This window comes from Halalkalibacillus halophilus DSM 18494, assembly GCF_000423105.1.
GTDB lineage: Bacteria > Bacillota > Bacilli > Bacillales > Alkalibacillaceae > Halalkalibacillus > Halalkalibacillus halophilus.
The window spans coordinates 40111-59491 of sequence record NZ_AUHI01000010.1; the positions used below are offsets into that span (position 1 = coordinate 40111).

Consider the following 19381-nt stretch of genomic DNA (forward strand, 5'->3'; position numbering starts at 1 on the left):
AAAAGCGTCAATTTTAATTTAAAAGGAGATAGAGAGATGAAAAAAATTATAAAAGTAGCAGTACTAATCTTATTCCTAGCTTTCATTGTAGCTTGTGCAGATGATTCTGATGAAACATCGGATCAAAATCAAGAAGAGGAGTTAACCGTTGACTTAGGTTCCTTACCCGCTTCGTTGGATCCCCACGCGGCGAATGATGGAAATTCTTTATATGTTATGACTAATATTTATGATACGTTAGTTCAAATGAACACAGATTTAGAAATTGAACCTGGATTGGCGGAAAGTCTTGAACCTGTGGAAGACACCGTTTGGGAGGCTAAAATCCGTGAAGGTGTTACGTTTCATGACCATAGTGAATTGAATGCAGAAGTTGTGAAAATGAATCTAGATCGTGTTCGGGATCCTGAAGTTGGTTCTTCATTAGCCTTCTTATTCGATATGATTGAAGAGGTAGAAGTAGTGGATGAGTATACGGTACATATTCATACTGCCTATCCATTTTCTGCATTACCTTCTCACTTAGCACACCCTGGTGGTCACATAATAAGTGGGGAAGTTATCGAAGAAGATTATCAGGCGATGGAAGAAGGGCAAGATCCATTAACGGAAGTAAATCAGAACCCTATAGGTACTGGGTACTTCCAATTTGAAGAGATTGTTCAAGGAGAGTATATTCGCTTAGTGAAAAATGAAGACTACTGGGATGATGAGGCGAGTGTGGATGCAATCACATTCAAAGCTGTTCCAGAAGATAGTACTCGTATTGCAGAACTACAGACTGGAGAAGCAGATATAATCTATCCAGTAAATGCAAATGATGTAGAAACCATTGAATCAGAGGAAAACCTTCGTGTACAGCAATCGGAAAGTGCAAGTATGTCATACTTAGGTTTTAATATGGAAAAAGAGCCATTTGATGATGAACGGGTGCGTCAAGCAATTAATATGGCAATAGATAAGAACGCACTGATTGACGGGTTACAAGGTGGTATACCGATACCAGCAATTGGTCCGCTTGCACCTACTGTCTTTGGTTATTCCGATCAAGTGGAACCAATAGAGCACGATCAAGAAGAGGCGCAAGCTTTAATGGAAGAAGCGGGTTATGAAGATTTAACCTTAGACATCTTAACATATGATCGTACGACCACTGATACAGCAGAGTTTATACAGTCAGAGCTTTCTGAGATTGGCATTTCAGTAGAAATTGAACAACTTGAAATCGGAGCTTACCTGGATTTAACTGCTCAAGGAGAGCATGACATGTTTGTAGGAAGCTGGGGAACTGTTACTTTAGATGCTGACTATGGTTTATATCCAATGTTCCACTCCGAAAATGTAGGAGCTCCTGGAAATAGAGCATTTTTCCAAAATGATGAAGTTGATGAATTGTTAGAACAAGCGCGTCAATCAACAGATGAGCAAGAACGTTTAGATTTATACGAAGAAGCACAACAGATTATTATTGATGAAGCACCAATTGTATCCTTATATCATTCTGTTCTTTTGGCTGGTATAAGTGAAGAAATCGAAGGATTCTTCCAATACCCAAGCAGCTTTCCATACCTGAAAGATGTTAGATTTACAGAATAAAAAAATCCCGTTGTCCTATTACTAGGCAACGGGATTTTACTTTTATTGTGAGTCTAATCTATCTTCAATCTCTTCCATAATTCTACCTGCTCGCTCATATTCTCCTTGAGTCATCGCTTCTTGATAGGTATCAAAGAGTTCAGCAATTTCTTGTAAGCGATTTTCAGCATCTTCACTTGGCATGCCAGGTTCGTCGCCAGATGGATCATCAGCAGGCTCATCACTTGGATCAGCTTCTCCATCTTCTTCTGTTCCTTCACCTAAGTCTTCCTCTACATCTTCATCCATACCTGGTTCATCGCCTACTTCAATATCTTCTTCTACATCAGGCATATTAGCAGGTGCTCCCATTTCAATGAGTGAAAGTATTTCATCCAAAGCCTCATCAAAAGTAGCTTCCATCACAATGTAATCACCGTAAGCAACGATTACTTGTTTTGCTTCTGGTAGTGATGTTTGATTAGACGATTCAATGTAGATTGGTTCTACATACATAACGGTATCTTCAATTGGAATAGTCAGTAGGTTACCACGAATTACTCTGGAACCACCTTGTGACCATAAGTTTAATTCTTGGGAGATTCTACTATCCTGGTTAATTCTGTTTTCAATTTGTTGGGGCCCATATATATTACGTTGTTTCGGAAACTCATAAACCATGAGCTCCCCATAATTTTCCCCATCATTTCTTGCACCAATCCAGGCAATCATATTTTGCCTGTTACGAGGTGTATATGGAGTCATTAGGACGAATTCTTCCGCTTCTTCATCAGGAAGCTGCATCGTAATATAATAAGGTTCCATAACTATATCGTTTTCAAAATAGCGTTCCGTTGCAAATTCCCAGCGGTCTTCTCGGTTATAGAATACCTCTAGATTTGACATGTGGTACGTACCATACTTTTCTGCTTGAATCGTAAAGAGTTCTTCTGGATAACGGAAATGCGACTCAATATCTTCTGGTATATCTGAAGTGAATAATTCTGGGAAAATATTCGCATACGTTTGAAGCAATGGATCTTCCTCTTCAACCATGTAAAAGTCCACTTCACCAGTATAAGCATCGACTGCAACTTTAACAGAGTTTCTAATATAATTATTACCTTCTCCATAAGGTTCAGAGTATGGATAGTTTTCAGCAGTTAGATAGGCATCAAGAATCCATGTCATTGTTCCATCATCGCGTACAACGATGTATGGATCTTCATCGTATTCAAAGAATGGAGCAATACGGTGGACTCTTTCTTTAATATTACGAGTTGCAAGTAACTGGCTTTCGTCAGTTATTTGATCGGAAAAGAACATGCGTAACGATTGTTCTTCAATAGCAAATAATAACCGGTTTATGCCTGCTAAAGGTACACCTGTGTCAGCACTAAATCGCGTGCTCATGTTTTCGTCTCCGGTTGGATAATCAAATTCATCAACTTCTGTGTTAACGATTACGTTTAGTGACTGCTCCTCACCGAAGTAAATTTGCGGACGAGAGATTTCAAGATCTCCTTCAGGTGGTAAGTCCTCTAGAATGTACTCAGGCTGTCCTTGGGGTGTAAGTTCGTTCACATGACTCATTGTTACCCCATAGCCATGTGTATACCTGAGTCTTTCGTTAACCCACGTCCTAGCTTGCTCAGGCAAGTCAGAAGTATTTAACTCTCGAGCACCCAAGAATACTTGTTGGTACTCACCATCAATTTCATAACGGTCAATATCAATGTCGTTAAATTGGTAATACGTTCTGAAAGTTTGAAGTTGATTATATACATCCAGAATTGGTCTTGAGTCATTAATGCGGACGTTATCAATTGTTAACTGATTACGTTCGATCATGTCTTCATCTAATGATTGATTACCTGGACTTTGTTCTACTGTTATATCATTTAAATCATATGCGTGCAGTGTTAAATCTAAGTTATTTTGTAAATAAGGTGATTCTTGATGAAACTCGTTTGGTGAAACAATGTAATTCTGTACTCCGGCAGATACCAACTGTCCTGCTAAAGCAACAGTTATATATAAAGCAATAGGTATAGCCATCCAAATTAAGTTACCTTTTATTAGAGCTGTAATTAACATCACAATTCCGATGATCGCAATTGCTGCTAACACATACGCTTTAGGGATATTAACTACTTCATCCGTGTAGCTTAATCCATATACAACACTGCTTTGGAAGACGTTTACTTGATCCGTAAGTAGCGTTTCATATGGATCTAAAAGGTGACTAGCAGCCAAGAATAGTCCGATGAATGCAATGCTAATTCCTAAATGAAGTTGTGCTAATCTACTTTCACGGTACATATTAAAGACAGAGTAAGCAGTAGCTACTATAATCGTCATAAAAATACTTAAACCTAATAACAAACTTACAATAAACTGTAAGAAAGGTAAGACATATAAGTAAAAGGAAATATCTAAATTAAAATGAGGGTCTGTTTGCCCAAAGCTCTCGTAATTTAATAACTTAAGAGCTGGTTCCCAACCAATTCCTTGTACCATGCTTGTTCCAATTAGGCCAAAGAAAATAGCTACAACAAAAATAATTATCCTAGCGTATTTCTTATTTAAAATAAGCGTAGGTAAAGTAGAGCGATCTAAAAAATAGACGTAAGATCGGTGGATCCAGAAAAGTGTGAAATAGGTAATGAGAAAATAAAGCACAAACCCGATTGCACCTAGAATCAATTTACTCATTAGTACGGTCGTGTAAACATTCTCATAACCGGTAGACTGCATCCAAATGTAGTCAGTGAGCCAATTGAAAGTAAGCATTCCTATAACAATTAGGGGTATTAGAATCATACCAATCCATTTTAAAGGCTTTAAGAATCGCTTCATATTAGCTTTTTGTTTCTCGTTGAGCTTCTGATAGAATTCATCTCCATTGCTCATAAAATCCCCCTCTAGTTAACATATGTATAAAACTCCAAGATTAATTATAGCAGAAGTAAAGGTCGTATTATATGTATAAGTTACGAACTATTACAGAAATATTAAATAATCTTTACCCCCCTTCCCCTCACATAATTATGTGAAAATATGGGTATAAAAAAGTATAGTTTATAAATTGGAGGGTTGAAGATATGCCTTGGGATACAAACGATTATCCATCGTCACTTAAAAATTTAGAAACACCAATTCGTAAAAAAGCTATCGAGATCGGAAATGCTATGTTAGATGATGGTCATAAAGAAGAGGATGCTATTCCTATTGCAACAGAACAAGCGAAGGAATGGTATACGAATGCCTCAAAAGAAGAAGTGAACGCAATGAAGTACGCTTCAGATGAAGATTTAATAGAAAGAGATGAAGAAGACCGAGGGGAAAGCAATCCAGATTTAATGGACAATGCTGTTCAAGTAAAGAAACATGAAGATGGTTGGGCAGTTTGGACAAAAGGCGCTCAACAGCCGAGTGAAGTGAAAGGCTATAAAAAGGAAGCATTAGATCGAGCGAAAGAAATTGCTGATAATAGAAATACAGAGGTTCATTTGTATAAAGAAGACGGAAGCTTTCAAGAAAAGATATCATTTTAAAAAAACATCCATTAGTCAGAGACGACTAATGGATATTTTTCTATTCATCTAATGATTTCTTTGCTAGATACCAGTCAATAACTTCTAAGTTAGGATCATTTGCTCTTTCTTCTGCTTGCTGTTTAGAAGCAGGTGGTGGAACAATAACTTTATCACCAGGTTGCCAATTAGCTGGAGTTGATACTTGGTGTTTAACTGTCGTTTGCAGTGCTTTAACAAGTCGAACAATTTCATCCATATTTCTACCAGTTGTTAGTGGATAATAGATGATCGATTTAATAACACCTTGGTCATCAATTACAAATACAGCACGGTTCGTTTCTGTCGTGTTTTGTTCTGGGTGGACCATTCCATATTTAGAAGCGACCTCTTTATTTAAGTCAGCAATAACAGGGAACTCAATTTGCACATTTAACTTTTCTTCTATATTACGTACCCAAGCAATATGAGATTGCACACTATCAATACTCAATCCTAAAAGCTCTGTATTAAGCTCCTTTAATTCAGGATAGATCGATTGAAATGCAACAAACTCTGTTGTACAAACGGGCGTAAAGTCAGCTGGGTGGGAAAATAACACTAACCATTTACCTTTATAATCTTCTAATTTAATTGGTCCATGTGTTGTTGGAACTTCAAAGCTTGGTGCAGGATCTCCAATTCTAGGCATACTAAAATGTTGATTTTCTTCAGACATAATAATCCTCCTTAGCATATAATTCCTATCAGTATACTCAGCTTTGAGTATATGATTAGATCATAACATATTTATTTAATATTACAAAAAATTAGAACTCTATTTTAAAATTTATCAAGAATGATTTAACAGTGCCATATTTGTAAGAAATAAAAAATTCCCACAGCGAGTTTGCTGTGGGAATTCTTAGTTAATAAATTAACGAGAGTAGAACTCAACGATAAGCGCTTCATTGATTTCTGAAGATAATTCAGAACGTTCAGGGAAACGATTGTACGTTGCTTCTTTTTTATTCTCATCGAATGTTAAGTATTCTGGAACAAAATTACTAACATCCATTGCCTCAACAATAATATCAAGGTTTTGAGATTTTTCACGAACACCGATCACTTGACCAGGTGCTACACGGTAAGATGGAATGTCTACGCGACCACCATCAACTGTGATATGACCATGACCAACAAGCTGACGTGCTTGACGGCGAGTACGTGCTAGTCCAGCGCGGTAAACAAGGTTGTCTAGGCGAGATTCAAGTAAAATCATGAAGTTTTCACCATGAACACCTTTCATATTACCAGCATCGTCGAACATGCGGCGGAATTGACGTTCTGTCAAACCGAACATGAAACGAAGCTTTTGCTTTTCCTGTAACTGAATACCAAATTCAGATAGTTTTTTACGCTGTGTCGGACCATGTTGACCCGGAGCATAAGGGCGTTTCTCTAATTCTTTTCCTGTTCCGCTTAGAGAAATACCATAACGACGTGATTTTTTCCAAAGAGAGCCTGTGAAACGTGCCACTGAGCATCTCCTCCTTTTATTTTATTTTGCATAAAATAAAAACAGTGTGGTCCTTGCTATGCACATTTTGCATTCATGTACCTTCGCCCCAGCAGCAGAGGGTTACGCGATACACCTCCGAGGAGGTACAAAATGAAAAACACAGTAGGCGCACCGAGGCTGCCATTTATTTTACACAAAGGATATTATATGATGAATTTCATCTCCCGTCAAGGGGATCTCCTTTAAATTAAATGCTTTTCTAGTATTTTAACGAAAGCTTCGAGCTGAACTTGGTCTATTTCATCAAATCGATTTTTTATAGGACTATCAATATCAAGTACTCCAAAAATTTCCCCATTCTGATAAATAGGAACGACAATCTCTGAATTACTATTAGCATCACAAGCGATATGTCCTGGGAACGCATGGACATCTTCAATTCTCATCGTTTTACCTTCACTTGTAGCTGTACCACAAACCCCTCTGCCATTAGGTATTCTTACGCAGGCAGGTAAACCTTGAAAGGGTCCGAGGACTAGTTCTCCATGAATCATTTGATAAAATCCTACCCAATTTACCTCTTCTAAAAATTGGTTTAATAGAGCACTAGCGTTGGCAAGATTAGCAACATTGTTATTTTCACCTTCCAATAAATGATCAAGTTGTTTAATCATTTGTTGATATTGTTCTTCTTTTGTACCAGAATAATGTTTTACATCGAACATAATCTCACTCCTTAAGAAATATATGTAGAATTTAAAGGTAATTCATGTGATAAAATCGAATAATAGCAAATAGAGGTGATCCACATGACAGACAATAATTCAAAAGAGAAAATTATGAAAGCAGCTAGTGAACTTTTCTATTTTAACGGATTTAAGGGCACGTCTATCCGTTCGATTACAGAGCGGGCAGGGGTAAATGTATCCTTAATCAGCTATTATTTTAAAAACAAACAAGGGCTGCTTGAATATTTAACAACTTCTTATTTTGAAGGTTACTTACAACTGTTAGATCAATTAATTGATGAGTCCACAACTGTTCATGAGAAATCGAAGCTAATGGCTATAATAGAAGAAATTATACAGTATAAATATGATTATTTTCAATTCACTTGTTTTATTCAACGCGAACTATCTTTAGATAATATTTTTATTCGCGAGCTTTTTGCAACATATGTAGCGAAAGAAACTTACCAATTAAAGATGCTCACAGAACATATGACGAAAGGTAAGAACTTAAACGAAATTGAAAAAGAAGCCTTATATCTTCAGCTGAAAAGTTTGATTCACGCACCATTTACTTATGCTAATGATTGGCAACGACATTATAAATGGAATAATAGTGAAGAAGCATTTATAAAGGCTTATATAAAGGTGTTGGAAATGTGGTTTGATGAGGTTGAAAACAGGGGATAAATTTAAATGTGTCAAAAGATGCATTTTTTTGCGAAAATTTGTTTAAAACTTTAGCAATAAAGGGTTCAAACATGATATGATAATAATAAGTATAAATTGGACAGGTGAAAAAGAACGAGGAGGCTTGAAATGGAATACATAGTCGGGTTATTTATAGTAGTTGTAGCCTTTATATTATTAGGTGTATTCGCGAGGAAACGTGTATATAATCGTGTAGATGAATTAGAGCAATGGAAGGTGCAGTTAATGAGTCGGCAGGTAGCTGATGAGTTAGCAAAGGTGAAGCACTTAAATTTAACTGGCGAAACGGAACAATTATTTGAATCGTGGCGCAGTGAATGGGATGAAATTAACGATCATGTATTCACAAATATTGAAGAAGACTTATTAGATGCAGAGGAATCTGCCGAAAAATACAAGTTCGGGAAAACTTCTAGAGTCTTAAATCATGTGGAACAACGTCTGGTAAAAGTCGAGAAGACTATTGATGATATCTTTGAAGAAGTGGACCGCCTCCTACACTCTGAACAAGATAGTCGTGAAGAAGCAGAGAAAATTATGCCTCACATACGTGAAGTACGTAAAAAGGTTTTACAAAATGGTTATCAACTAGGTAAAGCAGAAGTAGTCTTTGAAGTAGAATTAGATGAGATTCAAAGTTTAATGCTACGATACGAAGAATTAACAGAAGCTGGTAACTATTCTGAAGCTTATCAAGTTATTCAAGAAGTAAAAGGACGTTTAGATGAGCTGAATCGTAAGGTTGAAGCTTTCCCAGAATTATACAGATCTTGTAAGCAAGTGATCCCTGATGAATTAGACCAACTTTATAATGGTCTAAAGGAAATGAGAGATGATGATTTCCGCGTGCAGCATTTAGGGTTAGAAAAGGAAATTCAAACACACCATGAGACATTACTTACTTTAGTAGAGCAACTTGATCGTGGGAATGATGATGGAGTTGAAGATAAGCTGGATCAGATTCGCTCACGTATGGTCGAAATTTATGATGAACTTGAAAAAGAAGCAATGGATAAAAACTATGTGTTGCAACAGGAAGAGAAGATACAGAACGACCTAGAAAAAGCTAGACAAATATTCTCTGGAACGAAAGAAAGCGTCAGGGAAGTGAAGCAAAATTATCAGCTTAAAGAAGAACAACAAGAGCAACAGTATCAACTGGAGAAAAAACTAGAAAAGTTAGAAGGTCAAGCAAATCAAATTCATTCCTTTATCCATGAAGAAGATAAACCATACTCAACGATTCGCGTAGACATCGAATCATGGATGGAAGCACATAATTATTGGCAGGAAGAACACACTGGATTTGATGAATTTTTATATAACTTACGTAAAGATGAACTCAATGCAAGGGATCATATTGATGAATTAAGAAAAAACATAAGCCAAGTTCGACAGCGTCTGCAAAAAAGCAATCTTCCCGGAGTGCCTAATTACGTGGTTGAACTAGTCGAACAGTCGAGAAGTTTAATTGATGAATCTATGGAACATTTGAAGGTACACCCTCTAGACATGGATGAGATTTCTACTTCCTTAAAAAAGGCTGAAAAGTATGTGGAAAATGCTACAGAACAAACGGAATTATTAATTCAACAAGCTGAATTAACAGAACGAGTGATTCAATATGCAAATCGATATCGTAGTAAATATCCAGTACTCGCTGCAAACATTATTGAGGCAGAAAGATTATTTAGAGATAATGAGTATGAGTCTGCATTGAATTTGGCAGGAGAGAGTTTAGAGGAAATTGAACCTGGTGCCCTTCAGAAGATTGAGAAAGAACTTCAGTCGGAATCCCGCGCATCATGAGAGCAGGAGAGGAATTAAATGCAAAAGCTAGTCTTTGGAATTAGTGGAGTGTTCTTTGTATTAACTTGGGTGGTGGTCATTTGGTTATTTGTTGGTTTAGACAAGCCAACACATTCCGCAAATAACTTTTCTCTATCGGAGCAAAGTGCGCTTCAAGCAAAATCCATACCCCAATTAACTGTTTTTAATGATGAAAACACAGGCGAAGCTGAAGCAAATTCAGTAGAGCAGAATACTTTTGAAGAGATGAACGAAGAAGATTTCTTAGATGAAGATGGAGAAGTGTCGGTTTCAAGTATAGAAGATCGATATGATGAGGCTTCTGGTGTCTCTATAGATGAAGTGTTAGATTGGTTAGAAATTGATTATGAAGAAGCTGTTCAGGAATAAATGAATAGCTTCTTCCTTTTTGTTCCATCACTTATGTTTGGAGCCGTCAATCAAGTTGCAATGTGCATTTTCATTTGTTACATTTACATATTGAAAAGTTGCTAAAAGGAGAAAATGAAATGATTTATTTAGATAATAGTGCGACTACTAAGCCATATAAAGAAGTGTTAGATTCTTATCAAACGGTTGCCATGGATTTTTTTGGTAACCCTTCTTCCGTTCATGGGCTAGGTGGAGAGGCTGAATTAATATTAAAAAAAGCTAAATCACAAATTAAAACGATGTTAAATACAGAGCATGACATTATATTTACTTCAGGTGGAACAGAGAGCAATAACCTAGCTATTAAAGGTATTGCACATGAACTTCGAGATCGTGGAAATCATATAATCACTACCACAGTCGAACATCCCTCCGTATTAGAAGTATGTAGACACCTTGAACAAAACGGTTTTTCCGTTACTTATTTACCAGTGAATGAGAATGGGAAAATTACAGTAGATCAAGTGAATGCTGCCATTCAGAAGGATACTATTCTAGTTTCAGTGATGCATGTGAATAATGAAATAGGTGCTATTCAACCTATTGAAGAAATTGCTGATTTGCTAATCAGTCATCCAAGAATTAGATTTCATACGGATCATGTCCAAGGATTGGGTAAAATTAACTTACCTTATAATCATGGTGGGATTGACGCTATAACTATTTCTGGACATAAGATTCATGGACTAAAAGGAACTGGCTGCTTATTAAAGAAGAAAAACTTGGTGCTACAAACCCTCTCTCATGGTGGATCTCAAGAATTCGGTTATAGAGCTGGGACTGAAAATGTTGCCGGTGCGGTATCCCTTGCAAAGGCTATAAGGTATGCAGTAGAGGAACAAAAAAATTACCAACATTTAGCGAAGTTAAAAGACCTACTCATAGAAGAATTATTAACTTATGGTCGAATTCACATAAATAGTGATGAAGACTGTGCAGACCACATCATTAATTTTTCGATCACCGGGGTAAAACCAGAAGTTATGATACATGCATTTGAGGAAAAAGATGTTATACTTTCAACAAAATCAGCATGTTCATCTAAAAATGAGGATGCGAGTTATGTGCTATTAGCTTGTGGGCGAGATGATGATGTAGCCTCAAGTGCAATTCGTCTAAGTATGGACGTAAACCAAGATCGACAAGATATCGTCGAATTCAATAAGGTTTTAAAAGATGTCATGGAACAATATAAAGATGTAATGGGGTAATTAGAATATGGAATACAGTCACATATTAGTTAGATACGGAGAGTTAGCTTTAAAAGGGAAGAATCAAAAGCACTTTGTTACTAAACTAAAACAAAACGTTAAAAAGGCTTTATATGCATTTCCTGATGTTTCTATAAAAGGAAAGCATGATCATATGTATATTTTATTAAACGGAGAAGACGCTTCAGCAGTTATTAATGTGTGCAAAGATATCTTCGGCATACAATCCTGCAGTTTAGCAATGAAGGTTGAAAATGAGGAAGAAACGATTAAAGAATCGGCTTTAGAAGCTTTGAGACGTGAGGATGGAACGACATTCAAAGTTACAACAAAACGTCCCAATAAAGATTTCCCTAAGTCTTCTCAAGAAATGAACCAAATAATTGGAGGACATTTATTAAGGAACACCGAGGATTGGAAGGTAAATGTACACCAGCCTGATAGTGAAATTCGTGTGGAAATTAGACATGATGCAACTTATATCACTGCGAACAAAATCTATGGAAAAGGTGGACTTCCTGTAGGATCTGCAGGGAAAACGTTGCTGCTTTTATCTGGTGGAATTGATAGTCCAGTAGCAGGTTATTTGACAATGAAGCGCGGTGTCCAACTTGAAGCAATCCATTTTCACTCTCCTCCTTTTACTTCTGAGCGCGCGAAGCAAAAGGTAGAGGATTTGGCTCAAACATTAACTAAGTTTGGTGGAGAAATAAAGCTTCACGTGGTTCCTTTTACAGAGGTTCAACAGAAGATTTTTAAAGAAACACCAGATGCATATGGAATGACAATTATGAGGAGAATGATGCTCCGAATAAGTGAGCAAATCGCGGAACAACATGAGATCTTATCCCTAACGACTGGTGAAAGCCTAGGTCAAGTAGCGAGTCAAACGATGGAAAGTATGCATGTCATCAACGAAGTTACTAATTATCCTATCTTACGCCCATTAGTAGCAATGGATAAACTGGATATAATGGAAATTTCTAGACAGATCGATGCGTATGAGATCTCCATCAGACCTTATGAAGATTGCTGTACTATATTTGTGCCTAAATCTCCAAAAACAAAACCTCGCAAGGAAAAAGTGCATCAATTTGAGGATCCTATAGACTTTTCTCAAGAAATTAAACGTGCGATTGAAGGGGTAGAAACGCTAACATTTGATGTCACAAAAGTCTCTCAAGAAAGCATGTATGAGGACTTATTTTAAAAATACCATGATTTGGCTAGTATGAACCTTTCTTGTTATCTAACACTAGGTAACGAGGAGGTGAAAGAAAATGGCTAAACAAAATTCATCTAACAACTTAGTAGTACCTGGCGTACAAGCTGCTTTAGACCAAATGAAGTATGAGATTGCTCAAGAATTTGGTGTACAACTTGGTGCTGACTCAACTTCACGTTCTAACGGTTCTGTTGGAGGCGAGATCACTAAGCGTCTTGTTCAACAAGCACAGCAACAAATGCACCAACAATAATGAAATAATAATTTCATCATAATCAAGTTTTATTTGTTTGAGTTTTTCTAAGAATTCGGTAAAATGAGTTTAACTAGAAAAAATCAAGCTGAAACTTGATACAACTAGGGTGCTGGTATTAACCAGTAACCCTTTTTGTTTTTAGTCTACAAAATGATTTGCGAGTTTATAAAAGGATAAAAAATTATAGGATAATGAAAGAAGGTACTTATTGTGGGGACGCTTAGACACGGTGGAACGATTTATACAATGCAAGAAGAAGGCCATAAAGTAGAAGCAATTGTCGAGAGTGATGGTGTGATATTAGAAACCGGATCTTTGGACTTTCTTCGTGCGACATACAAAGATCAAATTACGCGCGAAGTAGAGTTTAGTGGTGTGATGTTTCCAGGGTTTATAGATAGCCATTTACATATTGTTGGTCATGGCGAGCGGTTATTAAGAATTGATTTAACATATGAAGCAGTGCGAGAAAATGTTTTAGCGAAAGTAAAAGATAAAGTTGCAACTTTAAATGATGGGGACTGGTTAATAGCAGAAGGATTCAACGAAAATTTATGGGAAGATCCGACTGTTATTCACCTAAATGAGCTTGATGAGGTTTCCCCAAACCATCCAGTTGTACTTACAAGGGTTTGTCGTCATGCCTTGGTAGCAAACTCAAAAGCTTTACAAATAGCGGGCATTACTGACGATACAGAGGAACCGAGTGGTGGTGTGATGGAGCGTGACTCACAAGGAGAAATAGTAGGCTACTTTCATGACCAAGCACAGGAATTAATAAAAGCCGTCATGCCTGAAGCAAACGAAGCGTACTTAACACACGCAATAGATACCTCTATAAACGATTTGCTTTCTCACGGAATTGTAAGTGGACATACAGAAGATTTAGCATATTATGGTGGGCTTGAAAAAACTGTTCGAGCATTTGAGAATGTGATTCGAGACAAAAATCACTTCCGGGCGCATTTACTTGTTCACCATGAAGCGCTACCTGAATTCATTGCTTCTCCTTATCATTTTAACAAAGATCAATGGGTTGAATTTGGAGCAATGAAGCTATTCGTTGATGGCGCACTAGGTGGACGTACTGCTTTATTATCTTTCCCTTATGCTGATGATCCTTCTACTAGTGGGGTATCGATTCATACAGATGAGCAGTTAGAGGCCCTCATTTTAGAGGCAAGAGAGCACAACATGCCAATTGCTGCTCACGTAATTGGAGATCAAGCTTTTGAAAACGTTATAAGCATCATTGAAAAACACCCAGCTCCTAAGGGAATGAATGATCGTTTGATTCATGGCCAGATCATGCGTAAAGATCTCATCGAACGAATAAAAGGGTTGGCAGTTAGTATTGATATTCAGCCAACTTTCGTAAAGTCAGATTTTCCTTGGGCGTTAGAAAGATTAGATGATCGATTAGCTTCTACATCCTACCCCTGGAAAAGTTATCTTGAAGCAGGTATATTATGTGCTGGAAGTTCAGATGCTCCGATTGAAGAGGTGAATGTATTAGATGGGATCCAAGCAGCAGTTACTCGCCAGTCTATTTATGATAATTTAGAATACGGTGTAGCTGAAAAACTTTCTGTGTATGAAGCGATAAGTTTGTATACAGTAAATGGAGCGAAAGTTATTGGGAAGGAAAATCAGCAAGGAAGCTTAATGGAAGGAGCTTTTGCTGATTATGTCATATTAGATACTGATCCATTTAGCCAACCAGTAGAGATGATTAATCAGATAGATGTATTAGAAACTATCGTTAATGGAGAGTCGGTTTATAAAGCTAACTCTGAATTATACAAACCAGAACAAGTTTAATCTAGTTGCTCCCAAGTACGTAAATTCCGATTTGCGTACTTGGGAGTTTTCTGTTCTTTTGAAATGGCTCTGAATAGGTAGTCCTTTTATCACTCATACTATTATGGAGGAGTGAAGACATGGCCTTCATAATGCTTGCAATATTTATGGTAATGATACTTATACTTTTCAGTTTAATATTAATAATTAATATTCATTTTCACGTGCACGTAACCTTTAATAAGGAGAAAAAGCTATGTCGCGTTTTTTTGTATTTTTTTAAATGGAAAATTTATAAAAAAGATATTCCATTAGCAGGACTATTTGAAGCATTCATTTTAAAAATTTACGAATTACTCCTTTATTCAGCTGATCATACACCTACTAAACAATCCCCCGAAGTTTCAGAAGAAAAATCTCACCCAGAATGGAATAAAGCATGGAGGAAAAGAGTTTTTAACTTGTTATCATCTGTGAAGTTGCGAGAGCTAGAATGGCATTCAAAAATAGGCTTTTCAGAGGCTCATTACACGGCAATTTCAACTGGGATTCTTTATCAATGGAAACTCGTATTATTGAATGCGCTAGGACGAGGTCCAACTTTTATTACAACTCCATCTATAAAGGTAACACCAGAATATAATCAATTTTTATTAGAAACCGAATTCCTTTGTATAGGTAGCGCCCGACTTGGTCAAATTATACAAAAGGGTTTAATGCTCAAACAACTTATTCAAAACGAAAGTAGGAGGAATTCACATGCAGGAACACCCAATTCATAATATGTTAGAAACAGCGATGGATCATTTAAAAGATATGGTAGATGTTAATACAATTATTGGGGAACCAATTTATTCAGAAAATCAATCTACAATGGTTATTCCTATTTCGAAAGTAGGGTTTGGTTTTGCTGCAGGAGGGAGCGACTTTAACGGCTCTGCTTCTAATTCTAATTCAAATTCAAACTCAAATAGTGATTCAGGATCTTCCGCTCACCCATTTGGGGGTGGCACAGGGGCAGGTGTATCTATTACTCCTATTGCCTTTTTGGTAGTCGCGAAAGAACAGGTGAACCTCATCCATTTACATGAAGGCACACATATGTTGGAGAAATTAATCGATCTTGCTCCCAAGCTAACTGATGAACTCAAGGCTATGATTAAAAAGTACGAAGATAGCAGAACGAATAATCACCCACCAACACCAGAGTAGGTTGCTTGCCTATCATAGTATTATAAACTTTGCTAAAATAATAAGGTAGATGTTTTAGTGGAGGGACGATAATGGAACAACAAATTAATCAATTATTCGAATGGTTAGATCAAACGTCAACAACCATTGAAAAGAAAGAAGATGTACCATATATTGAAGCGGTTATTGCTTCTAGTCAGCTGTTATTTGAAAATGAAATACCTGAGAACTTAGAACCTAGTTATGAAAAGGAATTACAAGATAAGTTAAAGGAAATCAAATTGGAAGATTTCCCTTTAGAAGTAAGAAGAAAAGCTATGCAACTAGTTATTTTAAAAGGGATGAAGGGGTTCACTCAGCAACAACATTATATAACTCCTGATACGATCGGAATGTTTATCGGTTATTTGGTACAAAAATTTATGGATGGAAAAAAGTCTTTTAGAATGTTTGACCCTGCTTGTGGTTCTGCAAACTTGTTATTAACATTACTTAATCAGTTAAAGGATGTAGATGTCAAAGCTTTCGGTAGTGAAGTCGATCCTACACTCATTCGTCTCGCTTTTAATCATACAAATTTACAAGAAAGACAAATAGAGTACTTTCACCAAGATAGCTTGAAACCTATATTGTTAGAGCCAGTGGATTTGGTGGTAGCTGATTTACCGATAGGTTTTTATCCTGACGATGAAAATGCTAGTCAATATGACTTAAAGGCAGAAGAAGGTCATTCTTTTGCACACCATTTATTTATCGAACAAAGTTTAAAATATACCAACCCGGAAGGATATTTATTCTTTATCGTTCCAAGTTTTTTATTTGAAAGCGAGCAAAAGGATCAGCTTCAGAGCTTCCTTAAAAAACACGCTCATATAAATGCTGTTTTGGAACTTCCAGACACGATGTTTAAAGATGAAAAATTATCCAAAAGTATTTTAGTGTTACAAAAGAAAGGTGAAGAAACAAAAGATCCCAATCAAGTTATGTTAGCACAGCTACCTTCATTTAAGGACGTACATGCAATGAATGGTATAATGAAACAAATGGAAGATTGGTTTAAAAACGAACGACTTTCCTAAAAATAATTATGAGGGAGAGGGGACATTTGAGTAAGCAACGTGTGAAGCAAGAAATCGGTAAATGGGAACAAGAAACTGCTAGTTATACTGCGAATGACTTTGAAAGATTGTATGAAATATGGGTTCATAACCAATTTGAAAAGCTACCTAATAATTTACAAAAGCAATTTTTTGAGTCTACAGATCAGTGGTTATTATATACTTATGGTTTCTTACAGAACATGAATACTCAAATAGAAGCTCAAAATCGCATTATTCAAGTTGGAAGAACGTATGATGAGTCGATTGAGAAAGTAGAGGACCTTCGGGTTTTATCAATTGAGAAATTAAATTACTTGGCTGACCAACAAATAGCGAAAAATCGAGTATATTCCTTTGTTCAAGGAGGGGTTACAGGTACTGGTGGATGGCTATTATTAAGTATTGATTTCCCATTAATTCTTGCATTGAACTTAAGGACAGTACAACTCATCGGAGCAAGTTATGGGTATAACATGCATAATCCGTTGGAGATGATTTTAGCATTGAAAGTATTCCATGCAGGGGTACTACCTAAGCGCATGCAGTATCAAGCATGGAATAACTTAAAACAAGAAGCGAATAATGTAAACGAGATTATGAACAATGATAGACAGTTAACAGATAAAAGTTGGCTTGAACAGCCGATTCAAAATATTTTTAAAACATTAGTGATCGTTCTATTTCGAAAAAAGTTATTTCAAGGTGTTCCTTTGGTTAGTGTAGCGATTGGAGCAACCGTTAATTATAAGTTAGCAAAAGAAGTTAGTGAGTTTGCGAAACGCTTTTATCAGTACCGATTTCTTTTAGAACAAAAAAATCACTAAGAACGTTTTCTTAGTGATTTTACTTATTTGTTAATCTTTTTCTGGTCGAACAACTAACACATCAACTTTGGAATAGCGGGTAATGTGTTCAGAAACACTACCAATAAAGAATCTCTCTACCGTGTTCATACCTGTTGCCCCACAAATAATTAAATCTGCATGATGTTTTGGTGCTACATCTTTTGCAATTTTGACTTTAGGTGATCCGTGTTCAAGGTCTGTGATGACATTCTCTACACCGGCTTTTTCTGCACGTTCTTGGTACGTTTTTAGTAATTCTAGTGCATCATTTTGAACGCGGTCTGATACACTTCTGTCATAAGCTTCAATAGTGGAATAAACACGGGTGTCGACTACATGTGAAATAATAAGTGTTGCATGGTTACGCTTTGCAATGTCGATGGCTTTTCGAAACGCGAAATCAGATGCTTTTGATCCATCTACCGCAATTACAATATCATGATATTCAAATGCCATGCGACAACACCTCCTTTATAATTACTTATATTGTATCACGCAATTCTGAATTTTAATACTAATATTCATATAGAAAGTAATAATTTTACAAATGCAAAAAGTTACATACTTAAAGATGGATGAATCAGCGGAGTTGGAGGAAATAAATATGAGACACGTTTTAATTACCGCAGGAACCAAAGGGTTAGGGTTACAGATGACGGCATATTTTTTGAAAAATGGTTATAGTGTAACGGCGACATATAATAATGATCGTGAGCGTGCAATGGAAGTGAAAGAGCAATTTTCTAATTATAAAGATCACTTGTATATTGCCCAATTAAATACAATGAATGTAGAAGAAATAAATCAATTAGTAGATCATGTGTATGAACGATTTGGCCGGATCGATTGTTTGATCAACAATGCGGGACCTTTTATATTTGAACGTATAAAATTAGTCAATTATGAAGAAAGCCAGTGGGATGAAATGGTTCGTGGAAATTTAGATGCAGCCTTTCACTTCGCGAGAAAAGTTATACCAATTATGCAAAAACAACAATTTGGTAGGATGGTCTATATTGGCTTTCAAGGAGTTAATCATAGTTCAGGTTGGATTTATCGATCAGCTTTTGCTGCTGCCAAGGTTGGCGTCGCTTCGTTGATGAAAACCATTGCGATAGAAGAAGCGGAAAATAAAATTACAGCTAATATGGTCTCGCCAGGAAAGATCACTGGCGATATGAAGGAAAGTACTATTGAAGAAAGTCGGAAACAACAAGATAGCGAAACACCAGTTGGTAGGCCAGGCTCAGGAGAAGATATCGCAAGAACAGTGGGCTATTTATGTCATGACGATTCAGACATGATTACAGGCAGTGTGATTGAAGTGACTGGTGGTTTGGATGTTATCCATAGACATCTTTAATAATTAAGCAAACTTTTAAGTAATAAGTATTCCTTAATTTGGACTAGCATGATATATTTAAAGCGGTTACATATTTACTAGTATTTATTAATATGAAG

General features: G+C 36.5%; 19 protein-coding genes. 14 read left to right on the top strand and 5 right to left on the bottom strand.

Translation table 11 applies throughout. From position 1 onward, the window contains the following. Window positions 1-36 precede the first annotated feature (36 nt). Window positions 37-1596, top strand: coding sequence for a glutathione ABC transporter substrate-binding protein (locus G532_RS0107465; protein ID WP_027964237.1), 1560 nt, complete (start codon window positions 37-39; stop codon window positions 1594-1596). 42 nt (window positions 1597-1638) lie between these two features. On the opposite strand, the gene G532_RS0107470 is transcribed toward G532_RS0107465, so the two are convergent. Then, a complete protein-coding gene (locus tag G532_RS0107470) occupies window positions 1639-4488 on the bottom strand; it encodes a UPF0182 family membrane protein (protein ID WP_027964238.1) in 2850 nt (949 codons plus the stop codon). A gap of 191 nt (window positions 4489-4679) precedes the next feature. Here G532_RS0107470 and G532_RS0107475 point away from each other — a divergent pair, with 191 nt between their 5' ends. Continuing rightward, window positions 4680-5132, top strand: coding sequence for a DUF2188 domain-containing protein (locus tag G532_RS0107475; protein WP_027964239.1), 453 nt, complete (start codon window positions 4680-4682; stop codon window positions 5130-5132). A 40-nt stretch (window positions 5133-5172) separates the two neighbouring features. Here G532_RS0107475 and G532_RS0107480 read toward each other — a convergent pair whose 3' ends face one another. The 3 genes from G532_RS0107480 to G532_RS0107495 all read right to left on the bottom strand — a co-directional run bounded on the left by G532_RS0107480 (window position 5173) and on the right by G532_RS0107495 (window position 7337). Continuing rightward, a complete protein-coding gene (locus G532_RS0107480) occupies window positions 5173-5829 on the bottom strand; it encodes a peroxiredoxin (protein WP_035512753.1) in 657 nt (218 codons plus the stop codon). A 198-nt stretch (window positions 5830-6027) separates the two neighbouring features. Then, window positions 6028-6630, bottom strand: a complete 603-nt coding sequence (gene rpsD / locus G532_RS0107485; protein ID WP_027964241.1) for a 30S ribosomal protein S4 — start codon at window positions 6628-6630, stop codon at window positions 6028-6030. 224 nt (window positions 6631-6854) lie between these two features. Further along, window positions 6855-7337 carry a GAF domain-containing protein gene (locus G532_RS0107495; RefSeq protein ID WP_027964242.1) on the bottom strand — a complete coding sequence of 161 codons (483 nt, stop codon included), beginning with the start codon at window positions 7335-7337 and terminating at the stop codon, window positions 6855-6857. An 84-nt stretch (window positions 7338-7421) separates the two neighbouring features. On the opposite strand from G532_RS0107495, the gene refZ reads away from it, so the two are divergent. The 11 genes from refZ to G532_RS0107550 all read left to right on the top strand — a co-directional run bounded on the left by refZ (window position 7422) and on the right by G532_RS0107550 (window position 17899). Next, window positions 7422-8030, top strand: coding sequence for a forespore capture DNA-binding protein RefZ (refZ, locus tag G532_RS0107500; protein ID WP_027964243.1), 609 nt, complete (start codon window positions 7422-7424; stop codon window positions 8028-8030). 129 nt (window positions 8031-8159) lie between these two features. Then, complete coding sequence (gene ezrA, locus G532_RS0107505; RefSeq protein WP_027964244.1) at window positions 8160-9860, top strand: septation ring formation regulator EzrA; 1701 nt, start codon at window positions 8160-8162, stop codon at window positions 9858-9860. A gap of 18 nt (window positions 9861-9878) precedes the next feature. After that, a complete protein-coding gene (locus G532_RS0107510; protein ID WP_027964245.1) occupies window positions 9879-10250 on the top strand; it encodes a hypothetical protein in 372 nt (123 codons plus the stop codon). A gap of 119 nt (window positions 10251-10369) precedes the next feature. Further along, window positions 10370-11503, top strand: coding sequence for a cysteine desulfurase family protein (locus G532_RS0107515; RefSeq protein ID WP_027964246.1), 1134 nt, complete (start codon window positions 10370-10372; stop codon window positions 11501-11503). Between the two features lie 7 nt (window positions 11504-11510). Further along, the gene (gene thiI / locus G532_RS0107520; RefSeq protein ID WP_027964247.1) at window positions 11511-12713 is read left to right on the top strand and encodes a tRNA uracil 4-sulfurtransferase ThiI; all 1203 of its coding nucleotides are present in this window, start codon (window positions 11511-11513) and stop codon (window positions 12711-12713) included. Window positions 12714-12783: 70 nt separating this feature from the next. Then, the gene (locus G532_RS0107525) at window positions 12784-12981 is read left to right on the top strand and encodes an alpha/beta-type small acid-soluble spore protein (protein WP_027964248.1); all 198 of its coding nucleotides are present in this window, start codon (window positions 12784-12786) and stop codon (window positions 12979-12981) included. Window positions 12982-13194: 213 nt separating this feature from the next. Next, complete coding sequence (locus G532_RS0107530; RefSeq protein WP_027964249.1) at window positions 13195-14805, top strand: amidohydrolase; 1611 nt, start codon at window positions 13195-13197, stop codon at window positions 14803-14805. Window positions 14806-14924: 119 nt separating this feature from the next. Beyond that, window positions 14925-15566: a DUF2953 domain-containing protein gene (locus G532_RS0107535; protein WP_027964250.1), complete on the top strand. Its 642-nt coding sequence runs from the start codon at window positions 14925-14927 to the stop codon at window positions 15564-15566. After that, window positions 15544-15996 carry a GerW family sporulation protein gene (ytfJ, locus tag G532_RS14990; protein ID WP_035512755.1) on the top strand — a complete coding sequence of 151 codons (453 nt, stop codon included), beginning with the start codon at window positions 15544-15546 and terminating at the stop codon, window positions 15994-15996. Before G532_RS0107535 ends, ytfJ begins: the two co-directional genes overlap by 23 nt. Before the next feature lie 71 nt (window positions 15997-16067). Then, window positions 16068-17054, top strand: a complete 987-nt coding sequence (locus G532_RS0107545) for a class I SAM-dependent methyltransferase (protein WP_027964251.1) — start codon at window positions 16068-16070, stop codon at window positions 17052-17054. Window positions 17055-17080: 26 nt separating this feature from the next. Next, window positions 17081-17899 (top strand): EcsC family protein, encoded by an 819-nt coding sequence (locus G532_RS0107550; protein WP_245570122.1) that lies wholly within the window; start codon window positions 17081-17083, stop codon window positions 17897-17899. A gap of 30 nt (window positions 17900-17929) precedes the next feature. Here G532_RS0107550 and G532_RS0107555 read toward each other — a convergent pair whose 3' ends face one another. Then, the gene (locus tag G532_RS0107555; protein ID WP_027964253.1) at window positions 17930-18376 is read right to left on the bottom strand and encodes a universal stress protein; all 447 of its coding nucleotides are present in this window, start codon (window positions 18374-18376) and stop codon (window positions 17930-17932) included. A 196-nt stretch (window positions 18377-18572) separates the two neighbouring features. Between G532_RS0107555 and G532_RS0107560 the strand changes: the two genes are divergently transcribed. Further along, complete coding sequence (locus tag G532_RS0107560) at window positions 18573-19283, top strand: SDR family oxidoreductase (protein ID WP_425402127.1); 711 nt, start codon at window positions 18573-18575, stop codon at window positions 19281-19283. The last annotated feature ends 98 nt before the right edge of the window (window positions 19284-19381 follow it).

What these genes read in the sequence shown, in the direction of transcription:
- G532_RS0107465 (WP_027964237.1), top strand. Translation starts at nt 37, where the DNA reads ATGAAAAAAATTATAAAAGTAGCAGTACTAATCTTATTCCTAGCTTTC.
- G532_RS0107470 (WP_027964238.1), bottom strand. Translation starts at nt 4,488, where the DNA reads ATGAGCAATGGAGATGAATTCTATCAGAAGCTCAACGAGAAACAAAAA.
- G532_RS0107475 (WP_027964239.1), top strand. Translation starts at nt 4,680, where the DNA reads ATGCCTTGGGATACAAACGATTATCCATCGTCACTTAAAAATTTAGAA.
- G532_RS0107480 (WP_035512753.1), bottom strand. Translation starts at nt 5,829, where the DNA reads ATGTCTGAAGAAAATCAACATTTTAGTATGCCTAGAATTGGAGATCCT.
- G532_RS0107495 (WP_027964242.1), bottom strand. Translation starts at nt 7,337, where the DNA reads ATGTTCGATGTAAAACATTATTCTGGTACAAAAGAAGAACAATATCAA.
- refZ (WP_027964243.1), top strand. Translation starts at nt 7,422, where the DNA reads ATGACAGACAATAATTCAAAAGAGAAAATTATGAAAGCAGCTAGTGAA.
- ezrA (WP_027964244.1), top strand. Translation starts at nt 8,160, where the DNA reads ATGGAATACATAGTCGGGTTATTTATAGTAGTTGTAGCCTTTATATTA.
- G532_RS0107510 (WP_027964245.1), top strand. Translation starts at nt 9,879, where the DNA reads ATGCAAAAGCTAGTCTTTGGAATTAGTGGAGTGTTCTTTGTATTAACT.
- G532_RS0107515 (WP_027964246.1), top strand. Translation starts at nt 10,370, where the DNA reads ATGATTTATTTAGATAATAGTGCGACTACTAAGCCATATAAAGAAGTG.
- thiI (WP_027964247.1), top strand. Translation starts at nt 11,511, where the DNA reads ATGGAATACAGTCACATATTAGTTAGATACGGAGAGTTAGCTTTAAAA.
- G532_RS0107525 (WP_027964248.1), top strand. Translation starts at nt 12,784, where the DNA reads ATGGCTAAACAAAATTCATCTAACAACTTAGTAGTACCTGGCGTACAA.
- G532_RS0107535 (WP_027964250.1), top strand. Translation starts at nt 14,925, where the DNA reads ATGGCCTTCATAATGCTTGCAATATTTATGGTAATGATACTTATACTT.
- ytfJ (WP_035512755.1), top strand. Translation starts at nt 15,544, where the DNA reads ATGCAGGAACACCCAATTCATAATATGTTAGAAACAGCGATGGATCAT.
- G532_RS0107545 (WP_027964251.1), top strand. Translation starts at nt 16,068, where the DNA reads ATGGAACAACAAATTAATCAATTATTCGAATGGTTAGATCAAACGTCA.
- G532_RS0107555 (WP_027964253.1), bottom strand. Translation starts at nt 18,376, where the DNA reads ATGGCATTTGAATATCATGATATTGTAATTGCGGTAGATGGATCAAAA.
- G532_RS0107560 (WP_425402127.1), top strand. Translation starts at nt 18,573, where the DNA reads ATGACGGCATATTTTTTGAAAAATGGTTATAGTGTAACGGCGACATAT.